21 protein-coding genes are annotated in these 17,643 nt (G+C 56.2%); 14 read left to right on the top strand and 7 right to left on the bottom strand.

The genetic code is table 11. The annotated features are described in order from the left end of the window. Window positions 1-161: 161 nt before the first annotated feature. The 12 genes from accD to hisP all read left to right on the top strand — a co-directional run bounded on the left by accD (window position 162) and on the right by hisP (window position 10,673). Entirely contained in the window at window positions 162-1,076 is a 915-nt protein-coding gene (gene accD / locus ACMYSN_RS22260) for an acetyl-CoA carboxylase carboxyltransferase subunit beta (RefSeq protein WP_462496198.1), read from the top strand. Between the two features lie 178 nt (window positions 1,077-1,254). Beyond that, a complete protein-coding gene (gene folC / locus ACMYSN_RS22265) occupies window positions 1,255-2,523 on the top strand; it encodes a bifunctional folylpolyglutamate synthase/dihydrofolate synthase (protein ID WP_462496199.1) in 1,269 nt (422 codons plus the stop codon). After that, complete coding sequence (gene dedD / locus ACMYSN_RS22270; protein ID WP_123755267.1) at window positions 2,513-3,211, top strand: cell division protein DedD; 699 nt, start codon at window positions 2,513-2,515, stop codon at window positions 3,209-3,211. Before folC ends, dedD begins: the two co-directional genes overlap by 11 nt. 198 nt (window positions 3,212-3,409) lie before the next feature. Further along, on the top strand, window positions 3,410-3,898 hold the full coding sequence (cvpA, locus tag ACMYSN_RS22275) for a colicin V production protein (protein WP_004865201.1): 489 nt from the start codon (window positions 3,410-3,412) through the stop codon (window positions 3,896-3,898). 33 nt (window positions 3,899-3,931) lie between these two features. Beyond that, window positions 3,932-5,449, top strand: a complete 1,518-nt coding sequence (gene purF / locus ACMYSN_RS22280; protein WP_123755266.1) for an amidophosphoribosyltransferase — start codon at window positions 3,932-3,934, stop codon at window positions 5,447-5,449. A 9-nt stretch (window positions 5,450-5,458) separates the two neighbouring features. Continuing rightward, complete coding sequence (locus tag ACMYSN_RS22285; protein WP_462496200.1) at window positions 5,459-5,659, top strand: hypothetical protein; 201 nt, start codon at window positions 5,459-5,461, stop codon at window positions 5,657-5,659. A 72-nt stretch (window positions 5,660-5,731) separates the two neighbouring features. Continuing rightward, window positions 5,732-6,313 (top strand): UbiX family flavin prenyltransferase, encoded by a 582-nt coding sequence (locus ACMYSN_RS22290; RefSeq protein ID WP_462496201.1) that lies wholly within the window; start codon window positions 5,732-5,734, stop codon window positions 6,311-6,313. Window positions 6,314-6,591: 278 nt separating this feature from the next. Beyond that, entirely contained in the window at window positions 6,592-7,374 is a 783-nt protein-coding gene (gene argT / locus ACMYSN_RS22295) for an ABC transporter substrate-binding protein (RefSeq protein ID WP_462496202.1), read from the top strand. A 269-nt stretch (window positions 7,375-7,643) separates the two neighbouring features. Next, entirely contained in the window at window positions 7,644-8,426 is a 783-nt protein-coding gene (hisJ, locus tag ACMYSN_RS22300) for a histidine ABC transporter substrate-binding protein HisJ (protein ID WP_123755259.1), read from the top strand. Between the two features lie 66 nt (window positions 8,427-8,492). Beyond that, entirely contained in the window at window positions 8,493-9,179 is a 687-nt protein-coding gene (locus tag ACMYSN_RS22305) for a histidine ABC transporter permease HisQ (RefSeq protein ID WP_123755258.1), read from the top strand. Further along, entirely contained in the window at window positions 9,176-9,892 is a 717-nt protein-coding gene (locus ACMYSN_RS22310; protein WP_123755257.1) for an ABC transporter permease, read from the top strand. Before ACMYSN_RS22305 ends, ACMYSN_RS22310 begins: the two co-directional genes overlap by 4 nt. 7 nt (window positions 9,893-9,899) lie before the next feature. Further along, on the top strand, window positions 9,900-10,673 hold the full coding sequence (gene hisP / locus ACMYSN_RS22315; protein ID WP_462496203.1) for a histidine ABC transporter ATP-binding protein HisP: 774 nt from the start codon (window positions 9,900-9,902) through the stop codon (window positions 10,671-10,673). 42 nt (window positions 10,674-10,715) lie between these two features. Here hisP and ACMYSN_RS22320 read toward each other — a convergent pair whose 3' ends face one another. The 7 genes from ACMYSN_RS22320 to ACMYSN_RS22350 all read right to left on the bottom strand — a co-directional run bounded on the left by ACMYSN_RS22320 (window position 10,716) and on the right by ACMYSN_RS22350 (window position 15,342). Continuing rightward, window positions 10,716-11,213 carry a GNAT family N-acetyltransferase gene (locus tag ACMYSN_RS22320; RefSeq protein ID WP_462496204.1) on the bottom strand — a complete coding sequence of 166 codons (498 nt, stop codon included), beginning with the start codon at window positions 11,211-11,213 and terminating at the stop codon, window positions 10,716-10,718. Between the two features lie 86 nt (window positions 11,214-11,299). After that, window positions 11,300-11,878 (bottom strand): helix-turn-helix transcriptional regulator, encoded by a 579-nt coding sequence (locus ACMYSN_RS22325; protein WP_462496205.1) that lies wholly within the window; start codon window positions 11,876-11,878, stop codon window positions 11,300-11,302. A gap of 38 nt (window positions 11,879-11,916) precedes the next feature. Beyond that, complete coding sequence (locus ACMYSN_RS22330; protein WP_462498314.1) at window positions 11,917-12,135, bottom strand: hypothetical protein; 219 nt, start codon at window positions 12,133-12,135, stop codon at window positions 11,917-11,919. 250 nt (window positions 12,136-12,385) lie between these two features. Further along, window positions 12,386-13,279 carry an epimerase gene (locus ACMYSN_RS22335; RefSeq protein ID WP_462496206.1) on the bottom strand — a complete coding sequence of 298 codons (894 nt, stop codon included), beginning with the start codon at window positions 13,277-13,279 and terminating at the stop codon, window positions 12,386-12,388. A gap of 18 nt (window positions 13,280-13,297) precedes the next feature. After that, window positions 13,298-13,660: a dihydroneopterin triphosphate 2'-epimerase gene (gene folX / locus ACMYSN_RS22340; protein WP_154144196.1), complete on the bottom strand. Its 363-nt coding sequence runs from the start codon at window positions 13,658-13,660 to the stop codon at window positions 13,298-13,300. Between the two features lie 65 nt (window positions 13,661-13,725). Then, window positions 13,726-14,355: a GSH-dependent disulfide bond oxidoreductase gene (gene yfcG, locus ACMYSN_RS22345; protein ID WP_462496207.1), complete on the bottom strand. Its 630-nt coding sequence runs from the start codon at window positions 14,353-14,355 to the stop codon at window positions 13,726-13,728. A gap of 72 nt (window positions 14,356-14,427) precedes the next feature. Then, window positions 14,428-15,342: a LysR family transcriptional regulator gene (locus tag ACMYSN_RS22350; protein ID WP_462496208.1), complete on the bottom strand. Its 915-nt coding sequence runs from the start codon at window positions 15,340-15,342 to the stop codon at window positions 14,428-14,430. Window positions 15,343-15,445: 103 nt separating this feature from the next. On the opposite strand from ACMYSN_RS22350, the gene ACMYSN_RS22355 reads away from it, so the two are divergent. Together ACMYSN_RS22355 and yfcF are read left to right on the top strand one after the other, a co-directional pair. After that, on the top strand, window positions 15,446-16,864 hold the full coding sequence (locus ACMYSN_RS22355) for an aldehyde dehydrogenase family protein (RefSeq protein ID WP_462496209.1): 1,419 nt from the start codon (window positions 15,446-15,448) through the stop codon (window positions 16,862-16,864). Window positions 16,865-16,961: 97 nt separating this feature from the next. Continuing rightward, window positions 16,962-17,606, top strand: a complete 645-nt coding sequence (yfcF, locus tag ACMYSN_RS22360) for a glutathione S-transferase (RefSeq protein WP_462496210.1) — start codon at window positions 16,962-16,964, stop codon at window positions 17,604-17,606. Window positions 17,607-17,643 lie beyond the last annotated feature (37 nt).

The raw sequence follows: 17,643 nt of genomic DNA on the forward strand, positions 1-17,643 counted from the left end.
CCGAAGAGGGAAGTATTAGCGGTACGACCACTTTTTTATCCCATGTGACGGGATGTTATGATTTAATGTGCAACATTCATGGTCTGTAAGGGGCAAAAATGGCATTATGCGCCCCTTAAGACAAAACTGGCATCGACCAGGTTCAGGCAGAAAGGTTATCAATGAGCTGGATTGAACGAATTAAAAGCAACATCACTCCCACCCGTAAGGCGAGTATTCCTGAAGGTGTATGGACCAAGTGCGACAGCTGCGGACAGGTATTGTACCGTGCAGAGCTGGAGCGCAACCTGGAGGTTTGCCCTAAGTGCGATCACCACATGCGTATGTCGGCGCGTAATCGCCTGCATAGCCTGTTGGACGAAGGTTCCCTGGTGGAGCTGGGAAGCGAGCTCGAGCCGAAAGATGTGCTGAAGTTCCGCGATTCGAAGAAGTACAAAGACCGTCTGGCGTCCGCGCAAAAAGAGACTGGCGAAAAAGATGCGCTGGTGGTCATGAAGGGTACCCTGCATGAGATGCCGATTGTCGCCGCGGCCTTCGAGTTCTCCTTTATGGGTGGCTCAATGGGTTCCGTCGTCGGCGCGCGCTTCGTCCGTGCTGTTGAACAGGCGCTGGAAGATAATTGCCCGCTGATTTGCTTCTCTGCTTCCGGCGGTGCGCGTATGCAGGAAGCGCTGATGTCGCTGATGCAGATGGCGAAAACGTCTGCTGCGCTGGCAAAAATGCAGGAGCGTGGCTTACCGTATATCTCGGTGCTGACCGACCCGACCATGGGCGGCGTATCGGCGAGCTTTGCGATGCTTGGCGATCTCAACATTGCCGAACCGAAAGCGCTGATTGGCTTTGCCGGTCCTCGCGTCATCGAGCAGACCGTACGTGAAAAACTGCCGCCGGGATTCCAGCGCAGTGAGTTCCTGATTGAGAAAGGGGCGATCGATATGATCGTTCGTCGCCCGGAGATGCGCCTGAAGCTGGCCAGTATCCTGGCGAAGCTGATGAATCTTCCGGCACCCAGCCCGGATGTCTCTCATGAAGGCGAGGTGGTGCAGCCAGCACCGGATCAGGAACCAGAGGCCTGATAATTCAGAGGGCAGGCCTGACGGTGCTGCCCTTTTTTAATTATATGCGCCATCATTCAAGCCAGGTCGCGGCGAATAAGCAGAACCCAGGTCAGCAGACCGCGTAAGTTACGAGCGCAGCAGACCGGGCACCCGCTTGAAGGATGCAGTGCATTTACCGTTAACGTTAGCGGACATCATGGAAAAACAACCTACTCCTCAGGCCACGTCGCCCCTGGCTACGTGGCTTTCCTATCTGGAACACCTGCACAGTAAAACCATCGATCTGGGGCTGACGCGCGTGCGTGACGTCGCCGGGCGGATGGCGGTATTAAAACCGGCGCCGTTTGTCTTTACGGTGGCAGGCACCAACGGCAAGGGAACCACCTGCCGCACGCTGGAGTCCGTGCTGATGGCGGCGGGCTACAAGGTCGGCGTGTACAGTTCACCGCATCTGGTGCGTTATACCGAACGTGTTCGTATCCAGGGTGCAGAGCTACCGGAAGCCGCACATACCGCCTCTTTTGCCGAGATCGACGCGGCCCGCGGCGATATTTCGCTGAGCTATTTTGAGTTCGGTACGCTGTCCGCGCTGTGGTTGTTCCAGCAGGCCCAGCTCGACGTGGTGATCCTCGAGGTTGGCCTGGGTGGCCGACTCGATGCCACCAATATCGTTGACGCCGACGTTTCCGTGGTGACCAGTATCGCGCTGGATCATATCGACTGGCTGGGGCCGGATCGTGAAAGTATTGGTCGCGAGAAGGCCGGTATTTTCCGTGCTGGTAAACCGGCGGTGGTCGGTGAACCGGATATGCCCCACACGATTGCTGAGGTAGCCGCTGAGAAAGGCGCCACGCTGCTGCAACGTGATGTTGACTGGCGCTACACCGTTGATGCCGAATCGTGGTCCTTCTCCGACGCTCAGGGAGCGTTAACAGGGCTACCGCTGCCGCTGGTGCCGATGCCGAATGCCGCTACGGCGCTGGCAGCGCTGCGCGCCAGCCAGCTGGTCATCAGCGAGCAGGCGCTTCGCGAAGGCATCGCACGGGCGATGTTGCCCGGTCGTTTTCAGATAATCAGCGAAACGCCGCGTGTTATTCTCGACGTGGCCCATAATCCTCATGCGGCGGCCTATCTCGCCGGGCGTCTCAAAAGCCTGTCGAAAACGGGGCGCGTACTGGCGGTTATTGGTATGCTGCATGATAAAGATATCGCCGGTACGCTGGCAAACCTGAAGGCAGAGGTCGACTGCTGGTACTGCGCACCGCTGGAAGGGCCGCGCGGCGCCACGGCGCAACAGCTGCTGGAACACTTACCTGAAGGGAATGCTTACGCTGATGTCGCTCAGGCATGGCATGCGGCCATGGCTGATGCCAGGTCTGAAGATACCGTACTGGTGTGCGGGTCATTCCACACGGTGGCGCATGTAATGGAAGAAATAGACGCGGGGAGAATCGGTGGCGAGTAAGTTTCAGAACCGTTTAGTCGGGACAATTGTACTGGTGGCGCTGGGGGTGATTATTCTCCCAGGGCTGCTCGACGGCCAGAAAAAGCATTATCAGGATGAATTTGCGGCGATTCCCCTGGTGCCGAAACCAGGCGATCGCGATGAGCCGGACATGCTGCCGGCCGCCACGCAGGCCCTGCCGGCGCAGCCGCCTGAAGGGGCGGCGGAAGAGGTCCGTGCGGGTGATGCCGCGGCTCCATCGTTAGATCCGTCGCGGATCCCGGTCAACAGCAACAGCTTCGATGATGTGCAGGAGCCGGTCGTGGCGCCGCAGCCTAAACCGCAGCCACAGCCTAAGCCGCAACCGGTGCAGCCGAAGCCGGTTGAGAAACCACAGCCGCAACAGCAGCAGCAGGTGGCCGTGCAAACGCCGCCGGCGAAACCGGCAGAGATCCCGGCACCGACCGGCAAAGCCTACGTGGTGCAGCTTGGGGCGTTGAAGAACGCCGATAAGGTCAACGAGATCGTCGGTAAACTGCGCTCCTCCGGGTTCAAAGTCTACACGTCGCCTTCAACCCCGGTTCAGGGTAAAATTACCCGAATCCTGGTGGGTCCAGATGCCTCGAAAGATAAGCTGAAAGGCCAACTTGGCGACCTGAAACAGCTCTCCGGACTGAGCGGTGTGGTGATGGGATACAGCCCTAACTAATCTTGCCTCTCCCCATAGCGGGGAGCGGTAACGCGCCTGTCTGATGTGCTTTCAGAAGGCTAAAGACAGCATGGCGTTGAATGTTTTTTCAGCGCCATTTTTATTTCTGTAGGGCACGGAAATCCCTACGCAAACGTTTTCTTTTTCTGTTAGAATGCGCCCCGAACTGGACGACAGGGCGTAAATCGTGGGATGTTTATGGTCTGGATTGATTACGTCATTATTGCGGTGATTGGTTTTTCCTGTCTGGTAAGCCTGATCCGCGGCTTTGTTCGTGAAGCGTTATCGTTGGTGACATGGGGATGTGCTTTCTTTGTTGCCAGCCATTACTACACTTACCTGGCTGTCTGGTTCACGGGTTTTGAAGACGAAATGGTCCGCAATGGGATTGCTATCGCGATACTGTTTATCGCAACGCTGATCGTCGGCGCCATTGTTAACTATGTGATTGGCGCACTGGTAGAGAAGACCGGCCTGTCGGGTACCGACAGGGTGTTAGGGATCTGTTTTGGCGCCCTGCGTGGCGTGCTGATAGTCTCTGCGATACTGTTCTTTCTCGATAGTTTTACCGGTATGGCGAAAAGCGAAGACTGGCAAAAGTCAGAGCTTATCCCGCAGTTCAGTTTCGTTATCAGATGGTTTTTTGACTATCTGCAAAGCTCGTCAAGTTTCTTGCCCAAAGCATAAGCGTTGGGATGTGGCTGAACGAGGAAAAGACGTATGTGCGGTATTGTCGGTATCGCCGGTGTTATGCCGGTAAACCAGTCGATTTATGACGCGTTAACGGTGCTTCAGCATCGTGGCCAGGATGCCGCAGGCATCATCACGATTGATGCAAATAACTGTTTCCGTTTGCGTAAAGCAAACGGCATGGTGAGCGATATTTTTGAAGCTCGCCATATGCAGCGTATGCAGGGCAATATGGGTATTGGCCATGTTCGCTATCCGACGGCTGGCAGCTCAAGTGCTTCCGAGGCGCAGCCTTTCTACGTCAACTCACCGTATGGCATCACGTTGGCGCACAACGGCAACCTGACCAACGCGCACGAGCTGCGTAAAAAGCTGTTTGAAGAAAAACGCCGCCACATCAACACCACCTCCGATTCTGAAATCCTGCTCAACATCTTTGCCAGCGAGCTGGATAATTTCCGCCATTACCCGCTGGAAGCGGATAACATTTTTGCCGCGATCGCCGCGACGAACCGGCAGATTCGTGGCGCTTATGCCTGCGTGGCGATGATTATCGGTCATGGTATGGTCGCGTTCCGCGATCCGAACGGCATCCGTCCTCTGGTGCTGGGTAAACGTGATGTGGGTGACGGTCGTACCGAGTATATGGTGGCGTCCGAAAGCGTGGCACTGGATACCCTGGGCTTTGAGTTCCTGCGTGACGTTGCGCCGGGTGAAGCGGTTTATATCACCGAAAAAGGCCAGCTGTTTACCCGTCAGTGTGCGGAAAATCCGGTCAGCAACCCGTGCCTGTTCGAATACGTTTACTTTGCGCGTCCAGACTCCTTTATCGATAAAATTTCCGTCTACAGCGCCCGCGTTAACATGGGTACCAAGCTGGGCGAGAAAATCGCGCGTGAATGGGAAGATCTGGATATCGATGTGGTCATTCCGATTCCGGAAACCTCGTGCGATATCGCGCTGGAAATCGCCCGTATCCTCGACAAACCATATCGTCAGGGTTTCGTGAAAAACCGTTACGTTGGCCGGACCTTCATCATGCCGGGACAGCAGCTGCGTCGCAAATCAGTGCGCCGTAAGCTCAACGCCAACCGTGCTGAGTTCCGTGATAAAAACGTGCTGCTGGTGGATGACTCCATCGTTCGTGGTACCACTTCTGAGCAGATTATCGAGATGGCTCGCGAAGCCGGTGCGAAGAAGGTCTATCTGGCCTCCGCCGCGCCTGAGATTCGCTTCCCGAACGTCTACGGTATTGATATGCCAACGGCCACCGAGCTTATTGCCCACGGTCGCGAAGTGGACGAAATCCGCCAGATCATCGGTGCCGATGGCCTGATTTTCCAGGATCTGAACGATCTGATTGACGCTGTACGTGCGGAAAATCCGGATATTCAGCAGTTTGAATGCTCGGTGTTCAACGGCGTGTACGTCACCAAAGACGTCGACCAGCGCTATCTGGATTATCTCGATTCTCTGCGTAATGACGACGCCAAAGCGGTACAGCGTCAGAATGAAGTCGAGAACTTAGAGATGCATAACGAAGGGTAATCTTTCCCTTTGTTACGAAAAACCCGCCGTCTGCTGACCGCGGGTTTTTTTGTTGTCGCGTTACGTCTCATCTACCCAAATACGCATTTTGCCTTCCTCGGCCATTCGCAAGGCCATTACAGTATTCGCCAGCGCGTGGAAGGCTACCAGCAGGCGCTGGTTGAGGGGAGGGAGAAACCTGCTGATGCCGGTGCATCTGGTGGTACGTGAAAGCTTCGTGTGCTTGCGTCCTGCGCCATAATCCGGCAAAGTCTGCAACATTATGTGGAAGGGGCAAACATCGTGAAACGACTTATTATTGGGATTTCTGGCGCCAGCGGCGCGATTTACGGTGTGCGCTTGCTGCAAATTCTCCGCGATGTTCCCGATGTCGAAACCCATCTGATCATGAGTCAGGCCGCGCGACAGACCCTGGCGCTGGAGACCGATTATTCGCTGCGTGATGTGCAGGCGCTGGCCGACGTGGTCCATGATGCCCGGGATATCGCCGCCAGCATCTCTTCAGGTTCGTTTAAGACCGCCGGCATGGCGATCCTGCCTTGCTCGGTGAAAACGCTGTCGGGCATTGTTCACAGCTATACCGACGGTCTGCTGACCCGCGCGGCAGACGTGGTGCTCAAAGAGCGTCGTCCGCTGGTGCTGTGCGTGCGGGAGACGCCGTTTCACCTCGGGCATCTGCGCCTGATGGTGCAGGCGGCGGAGATGGGGGCCGTTATTATGCCGCCGGTGCCGGCGTTTTATCATCGTCCGCAAACCCTCGACGACGTCATTAACCAGACGGTTAATCGCGTCATCGATCAGTTCGATATTACCCTCCCGCAGGACCTGTTTACCCGTTGGCAGGGGCCGGCTAGCGCACCTTAATAGTGCTGTTTATTAACCTTTGCGCGGTTGCAGTGCAATTTTGCTGCCTTGATCAAATCCTCGACATTTAATTTGTTTTTTTGCGTCTGGCCGCTGCGGTTTATCCGCTAATGCTGTTATCTTCCCTTTCTAGACAATCCTGCAACCTTCTATTAACAAATTTAACGCTGTTTCCAGCACGCACTGAGAAGATGGCACAAAACCTGCAGGATTCGTTGGCAGCACACATAACTACATAACGCACGACATAACAACATCACGACACTTAAGGGTATTGTATGAAGAAGACGATCCTGGCCCTCTCTTTAATGATGGGACTCAGCAGTGCCTCCAGCGCGTTTGCCGCGCTTCCGCAAAGCATTCGTATCGGTACCGATGCCACCTATGCGCCTTTCTCGTCCAAGGATGTGAAAGGGGATTTCGTCGGCTTTGATATCGACCTGGGCAACGAGCTGTGTTCGCGTATCAAGGTGAAATGTACCTGGGTGGGCAGTGACTTCGACTCGTTAATTCCGTCGCTGAAGGCGAAGAAAATTGACGCCATTATCTCCTCGTTATCAATCACTGAAAAACGTCAGCAGGAGATTGCCTTCTCTGACAAGCTGTATGCAGCCGACTCCCGCCTGATTGCGCCGAAAGGCTCGCCGATCCAGCCGACCCTGGAATCGCTGAAAGGCAAGCATGTCGGTGTCCTGCAGGGTTCCACTCAGGAAGCCTATGGTAATGAGCGCTGGCGTAGCCAGGGTGTTGATGTGGTGGCCTACCAGAACCAGGATCTGATCTACTCTGACCTGGCCGCGGGTCGCCTTGATGCTGCGCTGCAGGATGAAGTCGCGGCCAGCGAAGGCTTCCTCAAACAACCCGCCGGTAAAGATTTTGATTTTGCCGGTCCTTCTGTCAAAGATAAAAAATTCTTCGGTGACGGTACCGGCATTGGCCTGCGTAAAACCGATAGCGAGCTGAAAACCGCGTTCGATAAAGCGTTAGGTGATATGCGTAAAGACGGTACCTACGACAAGCTGGCGAAGAAGTACTTCAACTTCAACGTGTACGGTGACTAAACGTCGCACCAGACCCGGGCAGCCGGGTCTGGTGGATGTGGCACATCCAGCAATGCCTTATTTTGGTGCGGCGCTCGCTTTTGCTGCATCAATATGGTGCAGGAAAGGCGGGTCTGGCGGGTAAGTAGTGCATAGTTAAGCGTTTATGATGAGAAAAAATTTGCTCCATGGCGCAGAATGTTTTGCCTTACCGGGGCGAATAATGGCACGATAACTGCCGTTAGCACTTCTTATAAACCCGTTAGAATGACAGTCTGTTGAGGATAGTTATGAAAAAACTGGCGTTGTCTCTTTCTTTGGCGCTGGCCCTTTCCAGCGTTTCCACGGTATTTGCAGCCATTCCGCAAAAAGTACGTATCGGCACCGATCCCACTTATGCCCCGTTCGAATCGAAAAATGCGCAGGGTGAATTGATTGGTTTTGACATCGATCTGGCGAAAGAGCTGTGTAAGCGTATCAATACGCAATGTACCTTCGTTGAAAACCCGCTGGATGCGCTGATCCCATCTTTAAAAGCCAAGAAAATCGATGCGATTATGTCGTCGTTGTCGATTACTGAAAAACGTCAGCAGGAAATCGCCTTCACCGACAAACTCTACGCGGCGGATTCTCGCCTGGTAGTGAAAAAGGGCAGCGATATCGTACCTGACCTCGCCAAACTGAAAGGCAAGCGTATCGGCGTGCTGCAGGGGACGACTCAGGAAACCTACGGCAACGAGCACTGGGCGCCAAAAGGTATCGAAATTGTCTCCTATCAGGGCCAGGACAATATCTATTCTGACCTGACCGCTGGCCGTATCGATGCAGCATTCCAGGACGAAGTCGCCGCGAGCGAAGGATTCCTCAAACAACCGATTGGTAAAGATTACCAGTTTGGCGGGCCATCCATTAAGGACGAGAAGTTGTTCGGCGTCGGCACCGGTATGGGCCTGCGTAAAGAAGACAACGAGCTGCGTGAAGCGCTGAATAAAGCCTTCGCGGAGATGCGCAAAGATGGAACCTACGACAAGCTGGCGAAAAAATACTTCGATTTTAACGTGTACGGTGACTAACCATCAGGCGTACCCCATCGCGCGTGTTTAAGCGCGCGATGGACGATGACAGACAGGGCAGACAGCATGCTGTACGGGTTTTCACAGGTTATTTTTCAGGGCGCTATTGTTACGCTTGAACTGGCGCTCAGTTCAGTTGTGCTGGCGGTCCTTATCGGTCTGGCCGGTGCCGGAGCAAAATTATCGAGCAATCGACCACTGGCACTGGTATTTGAAGGCTACACCACGTTGATCCGTGGGGTGCCCGATCTGGTCCTGATGCTGCTGATTTTCTATGGGCTGCAAATTGCTCTGAACACCCTGACCGATGCGCTGGGCTTGTCTCAGTTTGATATCGACCCGATGATTGCGGGGATCATCACCCTCGGCTTTATCTACGGTGCCTATTTTACTGAAACTTTCAGGGGCGCATTCCTGGCCGTGCCAAAAGGGCATATTGAAGCGGCAACCGCCTTTGGCTTTAGCGGCGGGCAGACCTTCCGGCGGATCCTTTTCCCGGCGATGATGCGCTACGCGTTGCCGGGTATTGGCAACAACTGGCAGGTTATCCTGAAGGCGACGGCGCTGGTGTCTCTGCTGGGGCTGGAAGATGTGGTCAAAGCCACGCAGCTGGCGGGGAAAAGCACCTGGCAGCCGTTCTACTTTGCGATCGTTTGCGGCCTGGTGTATCTCGTATTTACAACGATTTCCAATGGTGTACTGCTGCTGCTTGAACGCCGTTACTCCGTGGGCGTGAAGAGGGCTGACCTGTGATTGAGATTATTCAGGAGTACTGGAAATCCCTGCTGTGGACTGACGGTTACCGCTTTACCGGCGTCGCGATTACCCTGTGGCTGCTTATTTCCTCGGTGGTGATGGGCGGCATTCTGGCGGTTTTCCTCGCCATCGGTCGTGTCTCAAGCAACAAATACATTCAATTTCCGATCTGGCTCTTTACCTACGTGTTCCGCGGTACGCCGCTGTACGTCCAGCTGCTGGTGTTTTACTCCGGGATGTACACCCTGGAAATCGTCAAAGGCACCGAGCTGCTGAACGCGTTTTTCCGCAGCGGTCTGAACTGTACGGTGCTGGCGTTGACCCTGAACACCTGCGCCTACACCACGGAGATTTTCGCCGGGGCGATTCGCTCTGTGCCTGCCGGGGAAATTGAAGCGGCGCGGGCGTACGGTTTCTCTTCGGTCAAACTGTATCGCTGCATTATTTTGCCCTCTGCGCTGCGTATCGCGCTGCCCGCATACAGCAATGAAGTGATTCTGATGCTGCATTCCACCGCGCTGGCGTTTACCGCCACCGTGCCGGATCTGCTGAAAATCGCCAGGGATATTAACTCGGCGACCTACCAGCCGTTTACCGCCTTCGGGATCGCCGCGGTGCTCTATTTAATTATTTCGTATGTCCTGATTAGCCTGTTCCGCAAAGCGGAAAAGCGCTGGTTGCAGCATATCAAACCTTCTTCGACGCATTGAGACCGCCATGTCCGACAATAAATTAAATGTTATCGATCTGCATAAACGTTACGGCGAGCATGAAGTTCTGAAGGGCGTCTCATTAAAGGCGAAAGCCGGGGACGTTATCAGCATTATCGGTTCATCTGGTTCCGGTAAAAGTACCTTTTTGCGCTGCATTAACTTTCTTGAAAAGCCCAGTGAAGGCACGATTGTGGTTAACGGGCAGAATATTGGTCTGGTCCGCGACAAAGATGGTCAGCTCAAGGTTTCGGATAAAAACCAGCTGCGTTTGCTGCGCACCCGCCTGACGATGGTGTTCCAGCATTTCAACCTGTGGAGCCACATGACGGTGCTGGAAAACGTCATGGAAGCGCCGATTCAGGTGCTCGGCTTAAGCAAGCAGGAAGCGCGTGAGCGGGCGGGGAAATATCTGGCGAAAGTCGGGATTGATGAACGTCAACAGGCCAAATACCCGGTGCATCTCTCCGGCGGTCAGCAGCAACGCGTGTCGATTGCCCGCGCGCTGGCGATGGAGCCGGATGTGTTGCTGTTTGACGAACCAACGTCAGCCCTCGATCCTGAGCTGGTTGGGGAAGTGCTGCGGATCATGCAGCAACTGGCGGAAGAGGGCAAAACCATGGTAGTGGTGACCCATGAAATGGGCTTTGCACGCCATGTCTCATCGCACGTCATTTTCCTGCATCAGGGCAAAATCGAAGAAGAAGGCAACCCGGACGAGCTGTTCGGCAACCCGAAAAGCCCGCGCTTACAGCAGTTCCTGAAAGGTTCGCTGAAATAAGTTTTACGTTATCTCCCGGTGAGGTCGCTCGCCGGGAGAGTCTTACCGTTCCCGCCGGTACACCCAGTCATCGTAATCTACCCCGTTCAGGTGGTAGGCGTTTTCCAGCACCTGAATCCGCGTAAAGCCATGTTTTTCCAGCAGCCGCGCTGAGCCGATATTGTCCCCGAGAACCCACGCATTGATGGCGTTGACGCCGAGCTGCTGAAATCCGTATTCGCATATCGCCTGTAGCGCTTCGCTGGCATACCCCTGGCCCTGCGCGTCCGGTAGCAGGGCATAGCCGACATCCGCTTCGTGCGGGTTTTTGCTGCTGATGCGCAAACCGATATCGCCAATAGCCTGATGATGGCGATCGCGCAGGACAAACACTCCGGGGTCGGTGCAGCGGGCCGTAAACAGATTACGCAGCGCGGCTTCATCAAGGAGCTCACCCATAAACTGCATCACTTCAGGGTCGCGACGCAGGCGCAGGAAAAAGGGCCAGTCCGCTTCGGTAAACGGGGAAAGCAGCAGACGAGGAGTGGTTAATGTCATCATAAGCGGGCCATTTCGCTGGAACGTCCGCTCACCTTACCATCAGAAAGTCATGGATAACATGATCTTATACCGGAGCTTACGGCGGATTACCCCGCAGCCGGTGAGGTCGAGGGTGAGGCCGTTAGCGGTTTGTTTATCTGGTGAAAATAGTGCAACACGGTGTCGCTTTGACGAGAGGAGCGCAGCTGCAGCGCCAGATTCAGGCTGTCGAGGACCCCGGCCTGTTCGACAAGTGGCGAATCTGCGTCTACTCTGGCTTCGGCAACCAGCCAGTTCACAATGGTTTGCCAGCGCCACAGCGGCGAGTTGCCGGTGATGCGCTGTACCGGGCCGGGAAATTTGCCGGAGCCTCGCGCGCCGTCTTTCAGCAGGGCGACGGCCTGGCGCGAAAGACCGGTGAGTTCGGCGATGTCGCTCAGGCCCACCAGCGTAGCGTCAACGGATTCAACCCGGACGTTCAGCGCTGATGCGGATTCGATGTTATCGATCGCTGACAGAATCGCCTGTTCAAGGGAATCGCTTTCGCGATCGAATTCCAGATACACCGCGGTGCCATAAAAGCAGACCAACGCATCAGTACAGCCTGCGCGATGCAGTGCGTCCTCAAGGCCTGGCGTATGGCTGTTAACGCCTGACAGGGTTAGCGTAAAGTTATAGAGGGCCATTATTTGCGATCCTTATCGTTAAACCGGGGCACCGACGCTCAGCGGCAGCGGTCGACCATCCTGATGATTTGCCTGGCATGAAGCTCGGGAACGGCAGGGGTAGACCAGATGCTCATCATGTGTTCGCGATGACCAGCCGTACCGCACCTGAGTCGTCCAAAGCAGTGCGCGCTCTTGCCGTCAGCAATAAAAATCCATCCCAGTGAGCATGCATAGTCAATTGCTGCTCTGATGTGTTTATCCGGATGTTCCTTCATCATCGAGTCCTGAGAGAGTGAATGAGCTGTTGACGGGTGTCAACATTGTTTTGGTGAAAAAACAGACACCGGGACGTTATGACAGAGACCGGCAAAAGAAGCTGGAATGCGCTTCACAGGGGAAAAGGGCACAGCAGCAGGAGATGAGAGCGTTGCGAGACGGCTTCCACAGGCGGGTTTGCCGGGATGATAAGGCGAGTGGGAAGTGCCAGGAGATAGGGGTATCTCCTGGCGTTAACCGGTGGGGCGTTTAGCCAAGGATGTTTTTGAGTGCCTCTTCCAGATCGTACCAGCGGAAGCCAAATCCAGCGGCTTCCAGCCGTTTCGGCAGCGCCCGCTGGCCGCCCAGCACCAGCACCGATGACTCTCCCATCAGCAGGCGAATCGCCGTTGCCGGCACGCGGAAGATTGCCGGGCGATTCAGCGCCTCGCCGAGCGCATGGGCGAAGCGCTCATTGCGCACCGGATACGGAGAAACCAGATTAAATGGGCCGCTGAGGTCGTTATCCAGCAGCCACAGAATACCGTTTACCATATCGTCGATATGGATCCACGCCATATACTGCCTGCCATTGCCGATAGGGCCGCCGAGGCCAAGCCGGAAGGCCGGCAACATTTTGGCAAGGATCCCGCCCTTAGGTGCCAGCACGACGCCGGTGCGCAGCAGGCAGACGCGGGTGCGGTCGCTCTGCGCTTCGCAGGCCAGCTGCTCCCAGCGGGCGCAGAGTTTGTGCGTGAATTCGTGGTGTGGCGGTTCCTCTTCGGTGACGACAACTTCCCCGAGATCGCCGTAATAACCGACGGCAGAACCGCTGATCAGTACGGACGGTGGGGTATCGCTGGCGTTGAACAGGTTGACCAGTTTTTGGGTGATATCCCAGCGGCTGTGGCACAGGCGCTGTTTTTGTTCCGCCGACCAGCGTTTGTCGGCGATAGGTTCGCCCGCCAGGTTGATAACGGCATCGATATCATTGAGGTGATGATGGCCCTCGAAGCCGCGCCACAGGGTGACGCGGGCATCCAGTCGGCCTTGCGCTTTTTCCGGGCTGCGTGTTGATACCGTTACGTGATGCCCAAGCTCCAGCAGCCGGGGGATCAGATGCCGGCCAATCAGGCCGGTACCGCCAGTAAGCAGAATCCTCATAGCGCCTCCCTAAGAAGCTTAGCGCCGCCAGCTCATGGTCATGGACACGGAGTCGGCATAGCGCAGTGCGTAAAGTTTATCGATCTCTACTTCAGCATAAGTGACCCAGTGGTGTTCGCATGCGATATCGAGCACATCCTGCGTTAATTTTTCCAGCAGGGAGAAGCGGTTATTCTCAATATGGCTGATGATGCGCTTGGTGATGGTGCGATAATTGAGCGCATCGTTGATATCTTCACTGCATCGCGACTGCTCTGCCGGGTAGTGAATCGCGACGTTAATAACCACGTCCTGACGGTTAGCGATTTCTTCCTCTTTAATACCGATAAAAGTACGTAAGCGCAGGTTCTTTATCCGAATAATAGCGTCTGGCTGCGACATTGCAGGCTTCCTCCGTGTTGTAATTTCCGCAATCATACATGAAAGAATGCCACGCGAGCAGGGGGTTAACCGTGTTGAATTTTCATCATCGTTTGTGTGGTAGCAGGACGCTGACGGATGCGCTCAAACCAGTTATGTACCGCCGGGAAATGGGCGAGATCGATCCGCTGGCGCTGGTGGGCGTTAATCCACGGCCAGCAGGCGATATCGGCAATACTGTAATGCTCACCGCCGAGCCACGGACTGGCCTCCAGGCGGCGGTTCAGCACGGTGTACAGGCGCTGGGTTTCCACCTGATAACGCTCAATAGCATAGGGCACCGTCTGCGGCGCACTGTGGTTGAAATGGTGATTTTGTCCCAGCATCGGGCCTAATCCGCTGACCTGCCAGAATAACCACTGCAGCGTGGTATAACGCTCCCGGAGTTCACCGCTCAGCAGCTTCCCGGACTTCTCCGCCAGGTAAAGCAAAATCGCCCCGGATTCAAATACCGCGAGCGGGGCGCCGCCGTCGACGGGAACATGGTCGACAATGGCGGGGATTTTATTGTTCGGTGACAGGGTAAGAAACTGCGGGCGAAACTGTTCGCCGCGGGTGATATCTACCCGAATCAGGCGGTAGGCCAGCTGCGCCTCTTCGAGAAACAGCATAATTTTTTGGCCGTTGGGGGTGGGCGCGTAGTAGAGATCGATCATGGTGTCTCCCGCCGTCGTGGTCGCACGCTTTTCGAGTATAGGCGACCAGCCAACATCCGGGAGCGGCTAAGGTTAAATAGTGTGCGTAGTGCCGGGGCGTTCCCGCATCTCGCGCACCAGGGCGATAAACGCCTTCAACCCCGGCGGGACGTGGCGTCGTCCGGGGTAATAGAGGCGCAGCCCGCCAAACGACGGACACCACTCTCCCATGGCGCTGACGAGCCTTCCGCTGGCCAGATCTTCCTGAATAAACCAGTCAGAGATAAATGCCAGACCAATTCCCGCGCGGGCCGCGCAGTGGATGGCGCGCATTTCACTGAGAATAATTCGCGGCGGCACGTTGACCGTCACTTTTTGCTGATGCCGTTCCAGCTCCCAGTGGTACAACCCGCCGTGAGACATCCGCATGCCGATGCTCTGATGCTGCTGCAGATCTTCCGGGCTTTGTGGGGTGCCATGACGGGCAAAATAGTCCGGCGTCCCGACGATCAGCATGCGCACCTCCGGGGTGAGAGGGACGGCAATCATATCCTGCGGCAGGGACTCCGCGAGGCGGATCCCGGCGTCATAGCCTTCGGCGACAATATCAATCAGCCGCGACTCGGTGGTAATGTCCAGGCGCATTTGTGGATAGCGTTTAAGGAACGCATCGAAGATATCAAACAGCAGCACGCTGCTTTCGCGCGGCGCGTTGATGCGCAATGTTCCGCTGGGCATTTCAGCCTGGGTGGCTATCTCCTCCGAGGCCCGCTGGATCTCCGCCAGCGCCGGGGCGACACGTTCAACATAGCGTTGCCCGGCATCGGTCAGGGCAACGCTGCGGGTGGTGCGGTTAAACAGACGGACGTTGAGCCGCGCCTCCAGACCGGCGATGGCGTTGCTGATGGCGGTGGCCGACATGCCCAGTTCCCGGGCGGCAGCGCGAAAGCTGCGCCGGTGGGCGACGGCAAGGAGGATTTCCAGTTCAGTCAGGCCGCTACGATGCATGATTATCCCGATTTTCGTGACAGGTTGTGTTGATTATACCCTCTTATCGGGCTAATGCCCCGGCCCTATACTGCCTCACATACACTCCCTGAGGACGACCATCATGTTGCACATTGACAATATTTATATCGACGGTGAATTTGTTACCCCGCACGGTAGCGAAACCTTTGCGCTGTTCAACCCCGCAACGGAGGCGGTGATTGGTCAGGTGCGTCTGGCGGATGAAGAGGACGCACGTCGGGCTATCGCTGCGGCAAAAGCGGCGTTCCCCGCGTGGTCGAAGACCACAAAACAGCAACGTCTGGCAGTGCTGGAGCGGATGTATCAGGCGGTTCGCGCGAGAGAAGCGGATTTACTGGACGCCATTGTCACGGAATACGGCGCGCCTGCGTCGCGGGCACAATGGATGGCGGAGTGGCCGGCGCAAACCATCAAACTGGCGATGGAGACCCTGGCGAGCTTTGAATTTGTTGAGCAGGTGGGACGGGCGCAGGTTGTGATGACCCCGGTAGGCGTGGCGGGGTTGATTACCCCGTGGAACAGCGATGCGGGGTTTATCTGTAACAAGCTGGCGACCGCGATGGCCGCCGGTTGTACCGCGGTGATTAAGCCCAGTGAGATGAGCGCGTGGCAAACGCAGATCGTTACCGAAGCGCTGCACGCGGCCCAGATCCCTGCAGGCGTAGTGAATATCGTCACCGGCCGTGGCGAGGTGGTCGGCGATATCATCAACCTTCACCCCGATATTGCGAAGATCTCCTTCACCGGCTCCACCGCCGTCGGCAAACATATTATCGCCAGCGGTGCGCAAACCCTGAAACGCGTCACGCTGGAGCTCGGCGGTAAATCGCCGACCCTGATTCTGGATGATGCCGATGTGCAACAGGCGGTGCCCCTGGCGCTGGCGGCCGGGTTTATGAACAGCGGCCAGGCGTGCATTGCCGGAACGCGTATTCTGGTCCCGGAACAGCGTCTGGCGGAGTTTGAACAGGCTATCGTGGAGGGGATGAAGACGTATATCTCCGGTGACCCGCGCGATCTGCAAACCACGATTGGCCCGATGGTCAGCCAAAAGCAGTGGCAACGGGTGCAGGAGTATATCCGTCTGGGGCAGCAGGAAGGGGCGCGAGTGTTGGTCGGTGGCGAAGGCCGATCGCAGGGAATGGACAAAGGCTGGTGCGTTAAGCCAACCGTATTCAGCGATGTGCACAACCAGATGCGGATTGCCCGGGAAGAAATTTTTGGCCCGGTGCTGGTGCTGATCCCGTATCAGGATCAGGCCGAGGCCATTGCGCTGGCCAACGATACCACCTATGGCCTCAGTGCCCTGGTGTTAAGCGGCGATCGCCAGCGTGGTCAGGAGGTGGCGTTGGCTATCGAATCCGGGCGCGTGCTGGTGAACACTCTCGATCATGAACCTCTGGCACCCTTCGGCGGCTTTAAGCAATCCGGCCTCGGGCGCGAGATGGGGAAATGGGGAATGCAGGCCTACCTGGAGCCGAAAACCGTGCTGGTTGGCTAACGGTTCAGGGGATGCAAAATCCTCATGGTGCGGTAAGTGACATCCTTCAAAAGACAGGATATGTTGGCTTATCGCCCCATAATTTGTAGAGGATGTCATGAGCCAGCCCGTCATTACCCTGTGGTCCGATTCCCAGTTTTTCTCGCCGTATGTGATGTCCGTTTACGTTGCTCTGCAGGAAAAAAGCCTGCCGTTTACCCTCAAAACCGTTGATCTGGAAAAAGGGGAGAACCATCAGCCGGGCTGGCAAGGCTACAGTGCGACCCGCCGCGTGCCGTTGCTTGAGGTCGACAATTTCTTTCTCAGTGAATCTTCCGCCATTACCGAATATCTCGACGAACGCTTTGCCCCGCCGGAGTGGGAGCGCCTGTACCCCCACGACCTGCAAAAGCGCGCCCGGGCGCGTCAGGTCCAGGCCTGGCTGCGCAGCGACCTGATGCCGATCCGCGAAGAGCGCTCAACGGCGGTCGTCTTTGGCGGCGAAAAGCGGCCGCCGCTGAGCGAGGCCGGGCAGAAATGCGCCTCCCGGCTGTTTGACGCCGCCGGTGCGCTGCTGGCCCACGGCGGCAATAACCTGTTCGGTGAATGGTCGCTTGCCGATACGGACCTTGCGTTGATGCTCAACCGCCTGGTGCTCAACGGTGATGAGGTCCCGGAACCGCTGGTGGACTACGCCACATTTCAGTGGCAACGAGCGTCAGTTCAACGTTATGTCGCACTGTCAGCTAAACGTGCCGGCTGATTAGCAGCGGCGCTTCCGTTATCATAGGCGCATCAAA

Source organism: Klebsiella sp. R445, from assembly GCF_051131755.1.
Taxonomy (GTDB): Bacteria; Pseudomonadota; Gammaproteobacteria; order Enterobacterales; family Enterobacteriaceae; genus Klebsiella; species Klebsiella lignicola.

Bases quoted from the DNA above. Each gene is read 5' to 3' on its own strand.
- ACMYSN_RS22335 (WP_462496206.1), bottom strand. From the start codon at position 13,279: ATGAGGATTCTGCTTACTGGCGGTACCGGCCTGATTGGCCGGCATCTG.
- ACMYSN_RS22305 (WP_123755258.1), top strand. From the start codon at position 8,493: ATGCTGTACGGGTTTTCACAGGTTATTTTTCAGGGCGCTATTGTTACG.
- ACMYSN_RS22355 (WP_462496209.1), top strand. From the start codon at position 15,446: ATGTTGCACATTGACAATATTTATATCGACGGTGAATTTGTTACCCCG.
- ACMYSN_RS22325 (WP_462496205.1), bottom strand. From the start codon at position 11,878: ATGGCCCTCTATAACTTTACGCTAACCCTGTCAGGCGTTAACAGCCAT.
- ACMYSN_RS22320 (WP_462496204.1), bottom strand. From the start codon at position 11,213: ATGATGACATTAACCACTCCTCGTCTGCTGCTTTCCCCGTTTACCGAA.
- ACMYSN_RS22350 (WP_462496208.1), bottom strand. From the start codon at position 15,342: ATGCATCGTAGCGGCCTGACTGAACTGGAAATCCTCCTTGCCGTCGCC.
- ACMYSN_RS22330 (WP_462498314.1), bottom strand. From the start codon at position 12,135: ATGAAGGAACATCCGGATAAACACATCAGAGCAGCAATTGACTATGCA.
- hisP (WP_462496203.1), top strand. From the start codon at position 9,900: ATGTCCGACAATAAATTAAATGTTATCGATCTGCATAAACGTTACGGC.
- yfcF (WP_462496210.1), top strand. From the start codon at position 16,962: ATGAGCCAGCCCGTCATTACCCTGTGGTCCGATTCCCAGTTTTTCTCG.
- hisJ (WP_123755259.1), top strand. From the start codon at position 7,644: ATGAAAAAACTGGCGTTGTCTCTTTCTTTGGCGCTGGCCCTTTCCAGC.
- cvpA (WP_004865201.1), top strand. From the start codon at position 3,410: ATGGTCTGGATTGATTACGTCATTATTGCGGTGATTGGTTTTTCCTGT.
- accD (WP_462496198.1), top strand. From the start codon at position 162: ATGAGCTGGATTGAACGAATTAAAAGCAACATCACTCCCACCCGTAAG.
- purF (WP_123755266.1), top strand. From the start codon at position 3,932: ATGTGCGGTATTGTCGGTATCGCCGGTGTTATGCCGGTAAACCAGTCG.
- folX (WP_154144196.1), bottom strand. From the start codon at position 13,660: ATGTCGCAGCCAGACGCTATTATTCGGATAAAGAACCTGCGCTTACGT.
- folC (WP_462496199.1), top strand. From the start codon at position 1,255: ATGGAAAAACAACCTACTCCTCAGGCCACGTCGCCCCTGGCTACGTGG.
- yfcG (WP_462496207.1), bottom strand. From the start codon at position 14,355: ATGATCGATCTCTACTACGCGCCCACCCCCAACGGCCAAAAAATTATG.
- argT (WP_462496202.1), top strand. From the start codon at position 6,592: ATGAAGAAGACGATCCTGGCCCTCTCTTTAATGATGGGACTCAGCAGT.